This is a genomic window from Sphingomonas aliaeris, from assembly GCF_016743815.1.
GTDB lineage: Bacteria > Pseudomonadota > Alphaproteobacteria > Sphingomonadales > Sphingomonadaceae > Sphingomonas > Sphingomonas aliaeris.
Window position 1 is genome coordinate 986388 of record NZ_CP061035.1, and the last position, 18144, is coordinate 1004531.

Here is an 18144-nt window from a genome sequence, read left to right on the forward strand (position 1 = left end):
GGATCTACTTCTTCAGCCGCTCGGCCGCTTCGTCCAGTTTCTCGCGGCTATTGCCCACGCTCCTGATCAGCTCCTCGGCCTGTTCGGTCGAGATATCGTGCTTCCGCGCGAAGTAGTCGACCTCGTAGCCTTCGCCGCCTGCGACCCGTGCGCGATCCTGACCGCCGCGATTGTTCTTGTCATCAGCCATCTCACATCTCCTTCACGCCTCAGAATCGACGGATGGCAGATCTTGTTCCGGAACTCGTGTCAGCGAGCTGCGCTACACGTGGAAGCGTCCTGCAGATCATTGCGGTGGAGGTTGCGAGTGGCACCAGTGATCGGAACGGCGCGCTGGGCGATTGCGGCGGCTGAAAGGCCACGCTTCCCAAATGAAGGCTCATCGCTGCAACGCTATGCCTCGGTGCTGAACGGTGTCGAGGTAAACTCGTCCTTTCACGGGCCGCACCGGCGGACGACCTGGGAACGCTGGGCGAAAGACGTTCCGGAAAGCTTCCGCTTTGCCGCCAAGATCCCGAAGGAGATCAGCCATGTTCGCCGTCTTGTGGACGTTGACGCGCCGCTCGACCGGTTTCTCGAAGAGGCAGGCGGGCTCGGAGACAAGCTGGCCATTCTCCTCCTACAGCTTCCGCCGAGCTTGGAGTTCGACGGCGATGTCGCGGGCGCATTTCTGCGTTCGGCATCAAGTAAGACGAAGGCGAGCATCGTGGTCGAACCACGTCATGGAAGCTGGTTCTCTCCACAGGCAGATGATCTGCTGGCCGGGCTCGGGATAGCGCGGGTCGCCGCCGACCCGGCAAGGATTCCCGCAGGCGGCGCAACCCGGCGGTTGGCGTGGCCTCAGCTACTTCCGCCTGCATGGTTCGCCGGTGATGTATCGGTCGGCCTACGGAGAAGAGCGCCTGCGCCAATACGCCGAGCTGATCACCAGCGAGGTGTCGGCTGGAACGCCAGTCTGGTGCATGTTCGACAATACCGCGTCGTCGGCAGCGCTCGGTGATGCCCTGCTGCTGTCGAGGCACCTGGCAAAAATTCCGGCCGGTCCCTGACCTGATCGCGGCCCCCGATCGAGACCGTGAACGGGCTTTTCAGTCGAGCGTTCGTACTATCGGCGGGCGTTGGAACGACAACCGGAGAACATTATGCCGAAATTCGATCTTCTTCCGATGGAGGCCAAGCTCGTCTCCGAACTGCCAGATGATGGATCCTGGCAGTTCGAACCCAAGTGGGACGGTTTCCGCGCGCTTGTCTTCCGAGCGGGCTCAGACGTCGAGATCATGTCGAAGTCGGGCAAGCCGCTGGGCCGCTACTTCCCCGATATTATCGAGGCGCTTCGAAAGGTCGATCGGGCCGAGTTCACGCTCGATGGCGAGCTTATCCTGCCGATCGGCGATGTGCTTTCGTTCGATGCGTTGCAGGCACGGCTTCACCCGGCAGCCAGCCGCATCGAGCGGCTCTCGCGTGAGACGCCCGCGCAGATCATGCTGTTCGACTGCCTCATGCTCGATGGCCGCGACATGATCGCCGAACCGTTGAGCGAGCGTCGCGTTCAGCTGGAAGCCTTCCACAAGGCTCATGGTGGCAGTTCCATGTTGCTGTCGGACAAGACGATGGACATCCGCGTCGCGCGATCATGGCTCGAACGCGGAGGCGGGGCGCTGGACGGCGTCGTCGCCAAGCAGGTGGGCGAACCATACCGCCCGGGCGAACGTGCCATGCTGAAGGTGAAGCAGCACAGGTCCGCGGACTTCGTAGTTGGCGGCTTCCGCCGGACGAAGGACGGCGGCGGGGTCGCCTCGCTCCTGCTCGGCCTCTACGATGATGCCGGGCTGCTCCACCACGTCGGTTTCACTTCGGGGATCGCCGCGGCCGAACGTACGGAGATGCTTGGCAAGCTCGATCCGCTGGTTGATGCGCCGGGCTTCACCGGAAAGGCTCCCGGTGGACCGAGCCGGTGGAACCATGGGCAGGAGAGCGAATGGGAACCGCTCAGATCCGAACTGGTCGTCGAGGTTATCTACGATCAGGTGACAGGCGATCGGTTCCGGCATGGGACCAGGCTTTGCCGCTGGCGGCCGGACAAGGCGCCTTGCCAGTGCACCATGGACCAGCTCATCCATGAGCTTCGGCCAGCGGAGCTCTCCACCCTGCACGAACGCCAAAAGGACTAAGCCCTTAGGGCGCAATCAGCGAGCCATGGCCAACCTTGGACTACGATTATGGATGGCGAGCGCTTTCAACCAAACATCTCGACTGAAGCAGTTGGCGACGGCCTGTGCGCCGGACGCGAGCACGCGACGCACATCGCCAACGACGCCGAAAGCGCCTCGCGGTAGCGCCGTTGCGCCGTTCCCGATCAGCTGCCGCCGCTACCGCCAGCAAGGAAGTCCATCTTTCCGATCGGAACCCCCTTCATGCGTAGCAGTCCGTAGGCTGTGGTCACGTGGAAGAAGAAGTTCGGCAGGCTGAAATCCGTGAGCAGGCTCTGCCCGGTGAACTTCATCTCCGAGTTGGGAAACTTCATGATGATCTCTGCCGTCTCGCGGCCGTCGAACGCGGCCGGTGCGGCGTCGTTGAGGTAGGCGAGGGTGCGCGCGATGCGGTCCCGCAGCTCGGTAAGATTCGTTTCGGTATCTTCCATCGGCCGCGGTTCGGTTTGCGCGACGCGCGTTACTGCCAGCTTGGCTGTGTCGCAGGCTATCTGGACCTGACGCGTGAGGGGCAGCATGTCCGGTGAAAGGCGCGCCTCCAGCAGAGACTGCTCGTCGATCCCGCTCCCGGCTGCCTTCTCCAGCAGATGGTCGAGATTGCGTAGCGCGCGGGTGAAGATCGGTACGGATATCTCATACAGCGTCGGCATCTCGACTTCCCTTGTTCTGATCTCGCGGTCGTAGGCGCCTTGGGCGCTTGCGACCGATCGGACAAGATGCCGGACGGTTGCCGGGCGCGGAGAATGGACCAACGACAACCTACCTATTAGCCAGAGATGCCGACCGTGTCGCAGAAGGCGTGCGGGTCGGCCTTGCGGAGCGCTGCCCGACCGAAGCGGGTGGGCCTCCCGTTGGACGGCCAATAGCCTTTTCATGTTGAATCGTAACAAATGTTATGATGGGTGTGCTTCAGCTCTTTCGATAGGTACCCCATCCATGGCCCTGACGGGACACTCGCTCGCGACCGCTGACGGACGACTACTAGCCGTGGATCCGGAGGTTTGTGAGATCATGCTCCGGGAGGAGCGCGAACTGGTGGGAACGATGTTCCAGTCGATCACTCACCCCCATGACATCGCCGGCAACGTCGCGGCGCTCACGACTCTGCGGATACAGGATGGACCATTGGCGATCCGGAAGCGCTATGTCCGGCCGGACGGATCATCGGTCTGGTCGAGCGTACAGGTATCCAGATTGAACGCGGATGACGGGAGCAAACTCGTCGGCACGATCCAGCTGATCGACGCCCCGACCCCGAGCGATGGCCCTGAAACCCTCTGGAGATGTGCCAGGCGTCTAAGCGTCCTGATGGAGCGACGACGGACGGAGTTCACCGACGAGCTTTTCAATGACTACCCGTGGATGATCTTGCTGCATGTCTACATCGCCGAGGCGGAGGCCCGCCCAGCGGACCTGCGGAGCATAATGGATGGCCTGACACTGCGGCAGTCCGCCTCTGAACGTTGGCTTCGCGTTCTGGAGACGAAGGGTCTCATCGAACTGTCCGGATGGTCGGGGGACTCTGCTCAGCTCACCGCGATTGGAATGACGAAGGTGGAGAGATTTCTAAATTCGCATATGGACGTCTAGCAGGCCTTGATCCGCTTCAGCGCAGCCAGCGCCTCGTCCAGATGGATAGCGACGAGGGGCATGTCCGCCTGATCAGCCACCGACAGCGCATGGCTGATCATCTCGACCAGTTCCATTGTCCGCTTCGCGGTTTCATCATCCGGCATCGTCTTGCGCTCCCTTCGATCGCTACACCTGCTTCGTACCGCATGCGCCTTCGATTCCGGCGTCGAACGTGCTGATCAGCTTATTTGTTGCAACCGCGAAATCAAATGGGTCTTGGCCCCGCTGACTGGGCCGGCTCTATCCGTGGCAAGTCGGCATATTCGTCGGGCATCACAGGTCGCAGTCTATTTCGTTGCTTGGTCCAGGCTGGAACCAGCCTGCATACGTGAACTTGGCGGATCCTATCGTCGTGGTGCGTCCGAATATCGCCATGTTCCTCGTACCCCGAAATCGTGGTGACGGTTGCCCGTGATCCGAGCACGTGCGCCTTCACTCGGCTCGGCGCCTAAAAAAGCCCTGCGAGTAATCCTGGAGTTCACGACAGCCGTTGCAGAATGGTCCCCTTCGAAGGGGCCATAGATCCCGAGCGTAATGCATCCATTCTGGATGCTTTGTTTCGTAACGAATTCTTGGTTTTGAGTTATACGCGGCTCGCCGTTACTAAAAGTATCTTCGGACTTGGAGGAATGTATGCCGGTGTCACTTGATAGCACGCTGTCCTGGAAGAGTGCGACGGGCGATGACGAGGCGATGCTCGAGAGCCTCCAGCCGAACATTTTGAAGGGGCATACCCGCGAGTTCCTCACGCTCCTGTTTCTGAAGTTCCAGAATGCAGGTGATGCCGCATCCCTCCTCAGCGAACTCGCGACGGATGGCATAGTGCCTCCGCTGATGAAGTCCGCAATACGTCATCTCGAGGAAGTTGCCGCCTTCAACTCCAAAGGCGTAAAGGGCACGCCCTACGTGGGCGTCGGGCTCACTGCCGATGGCTATCGCGCTCTCGGCATCCCGGAGCATGGTTGGCCTTCGGATCCTTCCGTCCGGCGTGGAATGACCAATAATGAGACGGTCGCCACGCTCGGCGACCCAGACGTCGATGGTTGGGAAGGTCATTTTCTTCAAAAGATGGATGCCGTGATCCTGGTCGGCGATCAACTCGCTGAAACAAGGGACATCGCAGAGAGGCGGGTTCGCGACATGATCGCGAGCCGCCCGTCCATCGTGATCCTCGGCGAGCAGACCGGTAACGGCCTGCACAACAGGAACGGCGATGGCATCGAGCATTTCGGATATGTCGATGGCCGCAGTCAGCCAATCTTCCTCGACGAGGACCTCGTTTCCGAGAAGCTTCGCGAGGACGGGACGACGAACTGGGATGCCGGGTTCGGATTGGGCCGGGTTCTCGTCTCGGATGCCGCGGCTCCCGATCCGCAGACGCAATTCGGCTCATACTTCGTGTTCCGCAAACTCGAACAGGACGTCCGAAAGTTCAAGACGCAGGAGGCCGCGTTCGCGACCTCGCTCGGGTTGGCTGGCGACACGGCCGAACGCGCAGGCGCTATGCTGGTCGGGCGCTTCGAGGATGGGACTCCGCTCACCATTCAGTCCGCTGACGGCGCGCACAGTCCCGTCCAGAACGACTTCACCTACGACAGCGATCCCGAAGGTGGTAAATGCCCCTTCTTCGCCCACATTCGAAAGATGAATCCGCGGGGGAGTGGCGGCTTCGAGACCGTCGAACGCGAGCGTCTGCACATAATGGCGCGCCGGGGCCAGACCTACGGTGTCCGAACTGATGATCCAAATGATGGAAAGCTGAACAACAAGCCGACTCACGGCGTCGGACTGCTCTTCATGGCATTCAATTCCAGCCTCGTGGATCAGTTCGAGTTCGTTCAGAAGAACTGGGCGAACAACGCCGGCTTCCCTTCGACGCCCTCCGGGAGGGCTGCGGGTCTCGACCTGGTGATCGGACATGGCAAGAGGCCCGACGTCGAGTGCCCGCTTGGGTGGGGTGCCGATTCTTCGGGAGCCACACACCACCGGACCGTCGATGCCGTGCCTCAGGCGGTGACAATGATGGGCGGAGAATACTTCTTCATGCCATCGCTCGCTTTCCTGCAAGCGTTGGCATGAGGCCTACAATACGGATCGCGGGTGGCGATGGCAAAGCTGTCTATCTGGCATGTTCTGCCGCCACTTCGATCCGTCCGCCAAGGTCGGGAGCCCGGCGCGGGTGAGGATGGATACGTTCGGCGGCGACGAGCTACATGGTAGGCCATCAGGCGTCGGGCTGGAGCGGGAGATTGCGTTCGCAGACCTCAGGACCCGCGTCGTCGACGGCTGATCAGACAGTTACCTGCAGATGCCACCCGGCCGTTTGGCCAACGGCGCGACATCTGTTTGATTTGAACCATTCTCAGACCGGGCTGGGTGTCGCCTTTGCCGGGAGCGCAGCGGCTAGCATCGCGATAGCCTCGCCTTGGAACGACGTCCGCGCGGTTCCGTCGATCAGCACCGGGCGTTCGAGCGTCAGCGTGGCGCCCGCCTTGTGCTTCGGATCGAGCCCGATCCATTCGTGCACAGCGCCGAGCAGGCTGGTTACCTCCGCGACGTCCTCTTCGCCGCGGGGGACATTCTCAAGCGCTGCGCTCATCCGCCAGTCGATCTCGGAGGCGTTGGACTGGTCACCCCATGTTGCTTCCGTCATGTTCGTACCTTCTCTTCTCAGCCCGTGATTTTCCGACGCGTTCCGAACGCCAACGGCTTTGTCCGTCCTGCGGAGATCGAGGGAAGGAACGCCTTCCTCGGCGATCGGTTTCAGGCCATCACCGCGATTGAACGACCTCTAGCAGCCACCCGCCGACAGGCGAGAACGCGACTGGCGGGATGATGACCATGCTGAGCAGGACGGCCGCTACACCCCAGTAGTAGGCAGTATGGATCTTCTTCCTCACGATCATATCAACAATAGGACCCGCCAAGGCAACGCCGCGATGGCGGCGAACATGACGAGCGGCGCCGCGGCACCAAAGGAATCCATCGGCAGCAGGCGGCCTAGTCCAGGTCCGAGGATGGAGACCGTCGCGCAGAGCATGAGCCGCTTGTGCCACTCGGAGCGTCTGCGCGCCATGATGCCGCCTGCTACCAGCCCGGCAAAGACGAGGATGCCGACGAGGTTCATCACGAGGAAGATGCGTGGCGGAAAGAAGCCGGGGATGAGATCGTAGCGGACGGCGTAGATGGTGGCTGCGACACCCATGACCAGCATCGCTGCCGCCGTCGCTGCGCCGATCCATCCGATCCTCCTGTGAAGCTCGATCGATCCTCGCGCGATGAACGCGGGTTGGGCGACGAAAAGGATCACCCAGAACGTGAAAACCGCGCCGTGAATGTGGAGCAGCAGCGGTAGCGCCGGATCCGCCGCGAAGTCGCCGGGAACGGTACGTGCGAAGCCGCCGACGATCACCGCGGCCATGGCCAGGGACATGACGAGATAAAAGGGGCGGCCGACGATCCGGCGATCCCTGCGATGTAGGCCTAGGCTCACCATGAGGCGTCATCCCGTTGCTTCTAGGCGAAGAATGACCGGAACTGTGCAGGCCTGCAAGCTGTGGTGCTCTGGCTCCGGAAGTCCGTGTGCCTCCGTCGACCGCTGCATCGAATTTGCACCCTGATCGCCACTGCATCTAGGCTAACGTTCGACCGCGGTAGGCGATTACAGTGGCCTGTGGTTAGGGTTCACCCAGCTATGTCGGGATCAGTTGCGGGCGTTAAAGCCGACTACAGGCATCGGCCCTCGACCGTCCCAACTTTCGACGATATGTCGCTTTCGATGACCATGCCTGCGGGGAAGGATAGCGCGCGGATCCAGCGCGATAATCAGCTGACGCGGTTCCGCGCGATGTTCGAGAAGTCTCATAGCTTCGCGGCGATCGTTTCAGGGCCGGAGCATCGGCTCCTCGCCGTGAATCCAGCCTTTGCAACACTCGCCAATGGCGCGTCCGTGGTAGGTGCGACGCTCGAGAGCGTACTCACGGTCACCGATCTGGATCTGCGCGCAATCTTGGATGCCGTGAACGGAACCGGTCAGGCGTATGTCGGGACGGAAGTTCAGGCCGCCATCGCAGCGGGGTCGGACGGCACCACGCTCAATCGGTGGTTGGACTTCGTGTGTCAGTCGGTGCGCGACGATTCCGGCGAGATTATCGCGATTTTCCTTGAAGGCGTTGATGTCACCGAACGACGCCGGACGCAGGAGAAGATCCGTCGCAGCGAGACCTGGAACCGTCAGATCCTGGACGGCGCCCTTGACCACGCGATCATCGCCCTCGACCTTGGCGGACGCGTGACACGGTGGAACGCCGGGGCGGTGCGGACTTTGGGCTGGACCGAGGCCGAGATGCTTGGTCAATCGGCATCGGTTATATTCACCGCAGACGAGCAGGCCGCAGGCACGCTTGCCGCGGAGATGAAGGCAGCACTCGACCACGGCAGGGGCGGTGGCGAGGGATGGCGTGTCCGCAAGTCGGGCGAACGCTTCTGGGCGAGCGGCGAGATGACGCCGATCCGCGACGAGGCCGGGCAGCCGCTCGGCTTCGTGAAGGTTCTTCGCGACAGAACGCAGGAGCACGTCGCCGAAGAAGCGCTAAGGCGTTCCGACGAGATGCTTCAGCGCGCTCAGGAAGCAGGTGGCGTTGGCGTGTTCTCAGTTGAACTCGAAGGGTCCCTGCTCACCGTCACGCCCGAGTTCTGCCGTATCTTCGGGGTGCCCATCCAGAATACGATGCCCGCACGGCTCATCGAGCAACTTATCTTTCCTGGAGACGAGCGGAACATCTCCGACGAAGGCTCGCGCTCCAGCGGTGATACTCCACTCATCACGGAGTACCGGATCGTTCGCCCCGACGACGGTCAGACGAGGTGGGTCTCGCGCCGCGCCGAGTACGAATACGATGCCGAGGGTCGTCGCGTCCGCATGGTCGGTGTCGTTCAAGACATAACGGCACAGCGCGAGGCGAGTGAAGCTCTTGCAGCCAGCGAGGCCAGGTTCCGCGCCTTCACCGAAGCCGTACCGAACCAGGTCTGGTCGGCCCTACCGGACGGAAGCCTCGACTGGGCGAACCGGCGGACAAGCGACTTCGTCGGTGTCGACGAGGTCCGGATGATGTCCAGTGGATGGGACGCGCTGTTGCATCCGGAAGATGTCGAGGACGCGACGTCGAAGTGGCGTTCCGCTCTCCAGACTGGGGACACCTACGAGGCCGAGTTCAGACTACGCGATGCTGGGGGCCACTACCGTTGGCACCTCGCCCGCGCCGTGCCGCTTCGCGATGAAGGTGGCTCGACCACTCGTTGGATCGGGACCAACACCGACATTGAGGACCGGCGCAGAGCAAGCGATGCGCTTTCGGAGCTCAACGTTACGCTCGAGGAGCGGGTTGACCGCGCCGTGCGCGAGCGGGACCGCGCGTGGAAAAACTCGCGCGACCTTCAGGCGGTCATCAGTCCTGACGGCCGGTTTCAGGCAGTGAACGACGCATGGCAGGCGATCCTGGGTTATTCGGCGAGCGATGTCGTGGGTCGGAGCTATCTCGACTTCATCCATCCGGAAGATGAGCGATCGAGCCAGCAGGCGCTCGGTATCGCCACGGCCGACGAGCTCGCGCCGTATGAAAACAGGTACCGGCACGCGGACGGTGGATATCGCTGGATATCTTGGGTCGCGGCACCCGAAGGCGAGATGATCTATGCTAGCGGGCGGCACGTGACTGCCGACAAGGAGGCTGCCGCGGCCCTCGAAACTGCCCAAGACCAGTTGCGCCAGGCCCAGAAGATGGAGGCAGTCGGCCAGTTGACGGGCGGCGTCGCCCACGACTTCAACAATTTGCTCACGGTGATCCGCGGGTCGGTCGAACTGCTTGAGCGCGATGACCTCTCGGACGCGCGTCGTCGTCGCTATATCCAGGCGATCGGCGAGACCGCCGAGCGCGCCTCCAAACTGACGGGGCAGCTGCTTGCATTCGCTCGCCGTCAGTCGCTCACCCCTGAGGTGTTCGACGTCGGAGAGAGCCTAAGGAAGGTCCTTGACATGGTGCAGTCGCTGACCGGCTCCAGGATCGTGCTCAAGCTGAACCTTCCGCCCGATCCGTGCAGCGTGCTCGCCGACAGGGGGCAGTTTGATACCGCGATCGTCAACATGGCGATCAATGCGCGCGACGCCATGGCTGGAGAAGGAACCCTCTCCATCGGTGTCGGGTCGGTATCCGGCATACCATCCATCCGTGCCCACGAGCCTGTCGTCGGCAGTTTCGTGGCCGTGACCCTGGCCGACACGGGCTCGGGCATCCAGGCTGACGATCTCCAGCGCGTGTTCGAGCCGTTCTTCACGACCAAGGCCGTAGGCTCCGGGACGGGCCTTGGCCTGTCACAGGTCATTGGCTTCGCCAAGCAGTCCGGAGGTGACATCCGTGTCGAAAGCACGGTCGGTGCAGGTACGACCTTCACGCTCTATCTGCCACGGGCATCGCAGATGTCGGACAGCGCTGAGCACGAGGAGTACGAGGCGGGCGTAGGCGGGGACGGCGTCTGCGTACTCGTTGTCGAGGACAACGAAGCCGTTGGGCGTTTCGCAACCGATGCCCTCCGCGAACTTGGCTATGACAGCATCCTCGCGGTCAACGGCGCTGAGGCGCTCGAGATGCTCGAGCAGTCCCCGACACGGTTCCATGTCGTCTTCTCGGACGTCGTGATGCCGGGGATCGACGGGGTGGAACTCGCCTCGCGGGTTCGCAGCGCCTATCCAGGCGTCCCTGTCATACTCACCAGCGGCTACAGCCATGTGCTGGCACAGAACGGCACACACGGCTTCGAGCTCCTGCACAAACCATATTCGATCGAGCAGCTTTCACGCGTGCTTCGGAAAGCTGTCCGCTGGGGAGTGCGCGCCCGTTTCAACTCAAACTGATACTTCGGGCGTCGAAAGCGGCTGCCTTCGCAGGACTTCTTTTCACCGGACAACGCACGTGTCGAAGAGGCTTAGTGATCGGAACTCGGGAAGCTCGGTGTAGGACTTTCGGTGCACTTTTGCCTCCCAGCAGATCCTACATGCTCGCGATCGTGATCACGTCGTGGCCAACCAACCGGATACGACTGATGCTACGCGCTCGGGCTGTTCGAGGTGGAGCCAATGGCTCGCACCTTCGAGGACTTGCAGCCGACCCGTGTCACACAAGTCAAGGGACGCCTCCGCGACGTGAAGCTCGAGAAAGCGGTCATCGCTTCCCCAGAGGATGAGTGTGGCCGGTGATATCCTGGCGGGCGTTCCCCCCGCGAAGCGCAGTGGTAGCGCGCGGTAGTAGTTGAGCATCCCGGTCAGCGACCCGGAATGTCGCCATGCCTCGACATAGTGGTCGAGTGCGCCCGGCTCGAACGTGTCTGACCTGCCGCTGGCCTGCATCATCGTTCGGAGGCTTAGGAAATCGAAGCTGCCTAATGCCGTTTCCGGAAGCAACGGCAGCTGGAAAAACGCGACATAGGCGCTGCGCAGGGCCTGTGTCGGATGCGTCAACGCCTGCTTCGCCAACACATCCGGGTGTGGACCGGCCATCAACACCACGCGGCGCAGGCGATCGGGATGGCGAGCGGCAAGCCACCAACCGATGACAGCGCCCCAGTCATGACCGACGAGATGAATCCGCTCGGCCCCGTACGCATCGGCAAGCGCCACTACGTCGGCCACAAGCGTATCCAGCGTGTAGGACGCAACGTCCTGCGGCGGATCGCTCTCGCCATAGCCGCGCATGTCCGGGACGATGACACGGTAGCCGGCCTCGGCTAAAGGATCGATCTGGTACCGCCAGGCCCACCAGAACTCCGGAAAGCCGTGAAGCAGGATAACGACCGGTCCGTCCACCGGTCCGGCATCCACGACGTGGAGCGTCACGCCGTCGATCGCGCGATGGGACTCGCGCCATCCGGGCTGGAGAAGACCGGTCGTGAACCTCCGCGTGCTGCTCACTCCGTTATCCCGGTGCCATGGTCTGCATCTTGCCCGCTCCCCTCCAGCGCAATGACGTATTCAGGGTTGTGTACCGGACATGCGACGCGCCTCCTCGAGGTGGCGGGTGACGATCGGAATCGCGCCCTGCGCCACCGTCACGAGTTGCGCGGTGTCGCCGCCCGCAGCGTATGATTGATGAAGGCTGAGCGCGGCCTCGTGCGCTGAGACCTGCTGGGTCAGGAACTCGCGATCGAAACCGGGAGCGTCGATAGCGAGGAGGCGGGTGATCATATCGCGCTTGTCCGGCTGCAGAACGGGAGGTGGGGGAACGATCCCTGCTGCCTTCGCAGCGGCAAGAGCCTGGTTCGTCGTCAACGTATGATGCGCCACCATCATTGCGGCGTAACGGCGCACGTCCGGGTTCTGCGATCGCTGTAGCGCGACCTGGCTGGCGCTGATCTCGAACACGTCGCTCTCTCCCGCGAGGAACAGGTACGGCTTGGCGACGATCGAAGTCGGCGGGGCAGCGGGCGGCGGCGGCGTTAGCGCTTGGGTGAACTCCCGTGGTGAGGTTGCACGATCGTTGTCAGGAGCGGCTGGTGTCGCGACGTCGGCGGACGTCGTCGTCTGAGCGTAAAGTGGCACTGGGGCGAGTGCAAGTGCGGCAAGGCAGAGACGCGCGATCATGGGCGCACCCGCCATAGCTGGGTCGCGACACCCGGACGATTATCCGGCTTGAACCAGTCGTTGTCCTGAATTCGCGACGTCGTCAGCAACACCTGGCCATCCGGCAGCTCCGCCATGCTGTCGGGCCAGCGTAGGCGACGGTCCTGCACCAGCGTAGTGACGGTCCCGTCAGGGCCCATCACCCGCACCGCATTCTCCTCTGGCGCAGTTATCAGCAGTCTTCCATCACGTAGACGCAGGTACCCGTCGGCAACGCGGTTCTCGGCGACCTTCTCGACTGATCGCGCGATGGAATCCGAGGTGGCGTCCGGTCGGGTAAGCTGTGCCACCGGCACGCGGTAGATCGTCTTGCCGGTAAGCGCCTGCCATAGAAGATACTGGCCGTCGGCAGACAGCTCGATACTGTCGGCATGGAACATCGGCTGACGACCGTCGGGCCGACGAAGCGGCCGGCCGTCAGTGGCGACCAGTACGGTCGGATCCATCATCGTACTCGGATGCCTGTCGAGCACGCGTGTCGCGACACCGCTCTCGATATCTAGCATCACCAGTGCCCCCCGCCCGGAGTCGGTCATGAAGGCATATCGTCCATCGGCTGTGAACCGGATGTCGTTGAGGTAGCTGTCGGCTGGCGCGACCGTCTCGTCGAAAGCATAGGTTCGGGCTACTTGATTGGTCGCAAGATCGATCCGCACGAGCTTCGCGGCACCGGGCAGGACCTTCTCCGCGTTAGGCGCCCCAGGGTCGAGGACCCACAGATTTCCCTTCTTGTCAGCGACCACGCTCTGAACGTTCACGAAGTGAGTGCGCGGATCGATCTGCGAGCTGCTGGAGTTGCGCCAGCTGTTCCACTCAACATTCGGGTAGGCTGCGATTGAGCCGTCGCGGCGAACCTCGGCGACGGAGATGGGCACGTCGGCGTTCCAGCGCGGAAAGTTGACGAACATTCGCCCATCCTGCGCCGCGGCAACGCCCGTCACTTCCTGGTCGAACGCCGCCACTTGCGTAATACGCTGCCCATGCGCGGGTGATGCTACCGCCAAGGGCAACGCTGCGGCTGCCAACAATAGTCTCAACTTCATCGGGCTACCTCGTGTGGATTTCATTTCACCCCGGAACCAATCGCCGCAGACTTTGGTTCCGGAGTGAAAATCGAGACGAATCAGGAGCTTGACGCATGTTAATCAACCCGAAGCGAGTTGCTTTGATCGTGTCCGCTCTCGGGTTGGCTGCAGGCGGATGCACTCAACCAGACGGACGCGCGGTAACGCCGGGCGCGGTTGCCGCGCTGCCGAACGGCTAGCCGGGACAAGAGGCATCAGGTGTCCGGCCAACTGCGGAGAACCAGGCCGTACTGGATGCGCTGACCGGGCCGCTGCGCCTGCGCCCGTATTATACGCTTGCCCCTTCCGAAGCGCGATTGCAGCCGAGCTTCGCCGACGGGGTGGTTGCCGCGACGCAGATCGCCGGACGTTCCCCGCCAATCTTGTCTGGCATTGCCACACGCGAGATCCAGGTCGCAGGAGCCGCCGGTCCCATTCCGGCGCGCGTCTACCGGCCCACTGATGCTCCAGTTGGCGTACCACTACCCGTCATCGTCTATTTCCACGGCGGCGGCTGGGTCATCGCCGATCGCAACGTGTACGATGCGTCGGCCCGTGCGCTTGCTCGTGAATCTAGTGCGGTGGTGCTGTCCGTGGACTATCGCCGCGCACCCGAGTTCAGGTTCCCCGCTCAGCATGACGACGCGCTGGCAAGCTATCGTTGGACAGTCGCGAACGCCCCGTCGATCGGTGGTGACCCGGCACGCATCGCGGTCGCTGGCGAGAGTGCCGGTGGGAACCTGGCGATTGCGACCGCCATTGCCGCGCGCGACGCAGGGTTGCCTGCCCCGATCCACATCCTCTCGATCTATCCGATTGCAGGCAGCGATCTCAACACGCCGTCCTATCAGGAGAACGCGAACGCGATGCCGCTCAACCGCGCGGCCATGGCCTGGTTCCTGCACCATACGCTGCGCACCGATGCGGATGCCAGCGATCCGCGCATCAACCTGGTCGCTGCAAACCTCTCCGGGCTGCCACCGGTGACGATCATCGCCGCGCAGATCGATCCGTTGCGCAGCGAGGGCGAGATGCTCACCGAACGACTTAGGGCTGCAGGTGTGACCGTCGAGCGACGCGAATATCCGCGAGTCACGCACGAGTTCTTCGGAAGCGACATGCTTTTGCCCGAAGCGAAGACCGCACAGGTCTATGCAGGCGCACGGCTTCGCGCAGCCTTCGTGAGAAATATCGCAGACCCGACCAAGTAGCTGGTTGAGCCTATGAGCAACCGCTGAGCCAGGACGAACAGATCATATCGCGCGCCACGTATATGAGCGGGCGGGGTCGATTCTCATAGTTGCACTGCAGCAACAGTTCGTAACAATAGCGTAACGCTTAGGTCGGTCGGCGATTGTCACCACGATCAACTCGGGTCACCCTCCCTTCGTAATCATCACAGGGGGAAGACAATGACGCTCAAGACGATGCTTCGCTGCAGCGCGGTCCTGCCGGCCATGTTCCTGCTCGATACGGGGGGGCGCTTGCCCAATCGGTCACTACGCCAGCGACCTCGGACCTTGCACCCTCTGACGAGATCGTCGTCACCGGTTCGCGCATCCGCCGTGATCCACTGAACGAGGCAAGTCCGGTCGTCGTCGTCGATCAGGCATCCCTCGCCCGCACCGGCCTGTCGTCGGTCGCCGATGTACTGCAGCGCCTGCCCAGTGCCAGTGGCGGCCTGAACAGCAAGGTCAACAACTCTGGTAACCTCGGCAATCCGCCAGACGGTGGCGGCGTTGGTGCGGGTTCGGCAGAAATCGATCTGCGCTATCTCAGCTCCAAGCGTACACTCGTGCTGGTCGATGGTTTGCGCTTCGTGCCCGGCACGAGCGGAAGCGGGATTCCCGCCACCGTCGATCTCAACACGATCCCGACCAACATGGTCGAGCGCGTCGAGGTGCTGCAATCCGGTGCCTCGCCGCTCTATGGGTCGGATGCGATCGCCGGCGTGGTCAACATCATCACCGTTTCTCAGCAGGTCGGCCTGCGCGCCTCCGCACAGTTCGGCACGTTCCGCCAGGGCGACGGCCATACTCAGGACTACAACGTCAGCTACGGCATCAAGGGGCCGACGACCAATTTCGTATTCGGCGCCAGCTACGTGAAGCAGGAAGCGGTGCGGTCTTCAAACCGCGCCATCTCGCAATTCCCAAATCCCGGCCAGGGATCATGCACTGATCCGATCGGTGGCTGTTCCAGCGCGGCGGTGAACGGGCGCTTCCTCGGCTTCTTCGGCAATTTGACGATCCGCAACGCGCCGGATGCGACGCCGACGCTCGGCGAACTGCGCCCCTTCACAGCTGCCGACCGCTTCAACTTCGCGCCGTTCAACTACATCCTGACGCCGTCCGAGCGCTATGGCGCATGGTTCAGCTACAAGCAGGAAGTCACCTCCGACATCAACCTGCGCGTCAAGGCATCGTACAACCGCCGCAAGTCACAGAACCAGGCCGCGTTTGAACCGCTGTTCATCGGGCCGGATGCCGGCAACGGGGCAGGCAGCCTGTTCGACACCCTGTCGATCGATGCGACCAACCCGTTCAATCCGTTCGGCGTGACGCTTTCGGCCGGCAAGCCGGGCGAGGCGCCAGCGAACTATTCGTTCATCGCGCGCCGTCTTGTCGAGGCCGGACAGCGGACGTTCAACCAGCGGGTTGATACGATGTCCGCGACCGCGACATTGGACGGTTCCTTCCTCGTCGGCAGCCATAAATGGTATTGGGATGCCAATGCCACGTTCGGTCTGAACGATGCGCATCAGAGCTTCACTGGAAACGTCAATGCGGCGCGCGTCGCGCAGGCGGTCGGGCCGCTCGCTTTGTGCACGGGTGCATGCGTTCCGCTCAACCTGTTCGGCGGTGCTGGATCGATCACGCCCGCTCAGCTTGCCTTCATCGCGTTTACCGAACGCGACAAGAGCAGCCAGCAGCTCTACGACTATACCGCGAACCTGAGCGGCGATCTGTTCGACCTTCCGGCTGGCCCGCTGGCCTTCGCGATCGGCTACGAACACCGCGCGCAGCGTGCCAGCTTCGATCCCGATCCGATCGTCGCCGCAGGCCTTGGTGCCGACATCCCCGCGCAACCCGCCAGCGGCGGGTTCAATTCCGACGAATTCTTCGGCGAGGTGCGCGTGCCCTTGCTGAAGGACCAGCCCTTCTTCAACTCGCTCGAGGTTAACGGAGCGGTCCGCCACGCCGAATATTCGATTAGCGGCGGCAGCACGACCTACACGGGTCAGGCGCTGTGGAAGCCGGTCGCCGACGTGCTTCTGCGCGCGTCGTACGCCACGGGCTTCCGTGCACCCAGCATCGGTGAGTTGTTCGGTGGGCGCTCGCGCTTCGATAACCCGATCAATGATCCCTGCTCGAACATCGCAGGCTCGCCGTATCAGAGCAGCGCGGTCGTCCGGGCGAACTGCACCGCGGACGGCGTTCCTGCGAGTGGCAGCTATGCCGAGGATCCGGGCCAGTTGCCGGTCATCACGCAGGGCAATTCGAAGCTGCGCCCGGAAAAGTCGCGCAGTATGCTGTTTGGTGCTGTCTATTCGCCGGCCTGGGCGCGCAGGAGCGGCTTCGCGAGCAACTTCAGCTTCGAGGCGAACTACTATGACATCCGCGTCGACAACGCGATTGCCGCAGTCGATGCTAATCTGACGCTTAACAATTGCGCGTTGCGGGCGGATGCCGCCAGTTGCGCGCTGACGGTGCGTACCAGCAACGGCTTCATCAACGAAATCGATGGCACGCTGCAAAATCTGGACAGCATCCGCACCCGCGGGATCGACGCCGTGCTGAACTATCGCACCCCCGTCACTTCGGTCGGTACGTTCGGCCTGTCGATCAACGCCACGCGCCTGCTGAAGTACCGCCTGTCCGCCTCGAACGGCTTCGTTATGATCAACCGCGAAGGAACCGAACGCGGCAGCCCGGATCAGGCCTTCCCGAAGCTCAAGGGAAATGCCACGATCGACTGGTCGCTGGGCGGTGTGGCCGCATCGTTCACCGGCCGCTACATTTCGGGCGTGACGGAAATCAAAGCGGACGGCACGCCGAACCGTCTCGACAAGCGCTTCTACGGCGACGCCCAGATCATCCTGTCGCCGTCCTTCCTTCAGAACCGCGCGTCGTTCACGATCGGCGTGAACAACGTCTTCAACACCGATCCGCCGGCCTGCTTCAGCTGCAGCCTGAACAATTTCGACCCGACGACCTACGACGTCCCGGGGCAATTCGGTTACCTGCGGCTGTCGTACAAGATGTAGTCGGACTGGATTTGAGGGCGTACAGCGCGGCGACGAGGCCCGCCGCGTTGTTCGCAGTATAGACGCGGTGGAACCGGTGGATTCCATCATACCGTCATCGCCATGCTCCACCTATCTACGCCGACCCGACAGTATCAATCGAACTGCCGGACGTCGTTCGCTCCGCGGTTTCGGCCGAGCATCTCATCATCTTCAGGCCGAGGACGGTGCGCAGCTATCGACGGACAACACGACCTTGGCGTCTTTCAGGAACTGGTATAATTTCTTCCCAACTATTGGTTCGGTCTCGCAATCGATGTC

General features: G+C 62.4%; 15 protein-coding genes and 1 pseudogene. 8 read left to right on the forward strand and 8 right to left on the reverse strand.

All coding sequences use genetic code 11. The annotated features are described in order from the left end of the window. Window positions 1-4: 4 nt before the first annotated feature. The gene (locus H5J25_RS04445) at window positions 5-190 is read right to left on the reverse strand and encodes a DUF3606 domain-containing protein (RefSeq protein WP_202094920.1); all 186 of its coding nucleotides are present in this window, start codon (window positions 188-190) and stop codon (window positions 5-7) included. 213 nt (window positions 191-403) lie between these two features. Here H5J25_RS04445 and H5J25_RS21550 point away from each other — a divergent pair. The 3 genes and pseudogenes from H5J25_RS21550 to H5J25_RS04455 form a co-directional block, all read left to right on the forward strand. Next, window positions 404-754: pseudogene (locus H5J25_RS21550) on the forward strand (DUF72 domain-containing protein); the annotation flags it as partial. 118 nt (window positions 755-872) lie between these two features. After that, entirely contained in the window at window positions 873-1049 is a 177-nt protein-coding gene (locus H5J25_RS21555) for a DUF72 domain-containing protein (protein WP_404829576.1), read from the forward strand. Between the two features lie 93 nt (window positions 1050-1142). Next, on the forward strand, window positions 1143-2171 hold the full coding sequence (locus H5J25_RS04455; RefSeq protein ID WP_202094922.1) for an ATP-dependent DNA ligase: 1029 nt from the start codon (window positions 1143-1145) through the stop codon (window positions 2169-2171). A gap of 185 nt (window positions 2172-2356) precedes the next feature. Here H5J25_RS04455 and H5J25_RS04460 read toward each other — a convergent pair whose 3' ends face one another. Then, entirely contained in the window at window positions 2357-2860 is a 504-nt protein-coding gene (locus tag H5J25_RS04460) for a DUF1993 domain-containing protein (protein ID WP_202094923.1), read from the reverse strand. Window positions 2861-3146: 286 nt separating this feature from the next. Here H5J25_RS04460 and H5J25_RS04465 point away from each other — a divergent pair, with 286 nt between their 5' ends. Continuing rightward, on the forward strand, window positions 3147-3800 hold the full coding sequence (locus H5J25_RS04465; protein ID WP_202094924.1) for a PAS domain S-box protein: 654 nt from the start codon (window positions 3147-3149) through the stop codon (window positions 3798-3800). Here H5J25_RS04465 and H5J25_RS04470 read toward each other — a convergent pair. Beyond that, a complete protein-coding gene (locus tag H5J25_RS04470) occupies window positions 3797-3946 on the reverse strand; it encodes a hypothetical protein (RefSeq protein WP_202094925.1) in 150 nt (49 codons plus the stop codon). The two genes, H5J25_RS04465 and H5J25_RS04470, sit on opposite strands and share 4 nt — an antisense overlap. Before the next feature lie 529 nt (window positions 3947-4475). Between H5J25_RS04470 and H5J25_RS04475 the strand changes: the two genes are divergently transcribed. Further along, window positions 4476-5921 carry a Dyp-type peroxidase gene (locus H5J25_RS04475; protein WP_202094926.1) on the forward strand — a complete coding sequence of 482 codons (1446 nt, stop codon included), beginning with the start codon at window positions 4476-4478 and terminating at the stop codon, window positions 5919-5921. Window positions 5922-6204: 283 nt separating this feature from the next. Here the strand turns inward: H5J25_RS04475 and H5J25_RS04480 are convergent, their stop codons facing one another. Further along, complete coding sequence (locus H5J25_RS04480) at window positions 6205-6495, reverse strand: hypothetical protein (protein WP_202094927.1); 291 nt, start codon at window positions 6493-6495, stop codon at window positions 6205-6207. Window positions 6496-6744: 249 nt separating this feature from the next. Further along, complete coding sequence (locus H5J25_RS04485; RefSeq protein WP_202094928.1) at window positions 6745-7263, reverse strand: hypothetical protein; 519 nt, start codon at window positions 7261-7263, stop codon at window positions 6745-6747. Window positions 7264-7620: 357 nt separating this feature from the next. Here H5J25_RS04485 and H5J25_RS04490 point away from each other — a divergent pair, with 357 nt between their 5' ends. Beyond that, the gene (locus H5J25_RS04490) at window positions 7621-10752 is read left to right on the forward strand and encodes a PAS domain-containing hybrid sensor histidine kinase/response regulator (protein ID WP_202094929.1); all 3132 of its coding nucleotides are present in this window, start codon (window positions 7621-7623) and stop codon (window positions 10750-10752) included. Window positions 10753-10908: 156 nt separating this feature from the next. On the opposite strand, the gene H5J25_RS04495 is transcribed toward H5J25_RS04490, so the two are convergent. From H5J25_RS04495 to H5J25_RS04505, 3 genes are all read right to left on the reverse strand, one after another. Then, complete coding sequence (locus tag H5J25_RS04495; RefSeq protein ID WP_225883344.1) at window positions 10909-11730, reverse strand: alpha/beta fold hydrolase; 822 nt, start codon at window positions 11728-11730, stop codon at window positions 10909-10911. A gap of 135 nt (window positions 11731-11865) precedes the next feature. Continuing rightward, the gene (locus H5J25_RS04500) at window positions 11866-12474 is read right to left on the reverse strand and encodes a DUF4142 domain-containing protein (RefSeq protein ID WP_202094931.1); all 609 of its coding nucleotides are present in this window, start codon (window positions 12472-12474) and stop codon (window positions 11866-11868) included. Next, window positions 12471-13475, reverse strand: a complete 1005-nt coding sequence (locus H5J25_RS04505; RefSeq protein WP_225883345.1) for a major royal jelly family protein — start codon at window positions 13473-13475, stop codon at window positions 12471-12473. Before H5J25_RS04505 ends, H5J25_RS04500 begins: the two co-directional genes overlap by 4 nt. A 485-nt stretch (window positions 13476-13960) precedes the next feature. On the opposite strand from H5J25_RS04505, the gene H5J25_RS04510 reads away from it, so the two are divergent. Together H5J25_RS04510 and H5J25_RS04515 are read left to right on the forward strand one after the other, a co-directional pair. Beyond that, window positions 13961-14788 (forward strand): alpha/beta hydrolase, encoded by an 828-nt coding sequence (locus H5J25_RS04510; RefSeq protein ID WP_202094933.1) that lies wholly within the window; start codon window positions 13961-13963, stop codon window positions 14786-14788. A 224-nt stretch (window positions 14789-15012) separates the two neighbouring features. Then, window positions 15013-17844, forward strand: coding sequence for a TonB-dependent receptor domain-containing protein (locus tag H5J25_RS04515; protein WP_202095998.1), 2832 nt, complete (start codon window positions 15013-15015; stop codon window positions 17842-17844). The last annotated feature ends 300 nt before the right edge of the window (window positions 17845-18144 follow it).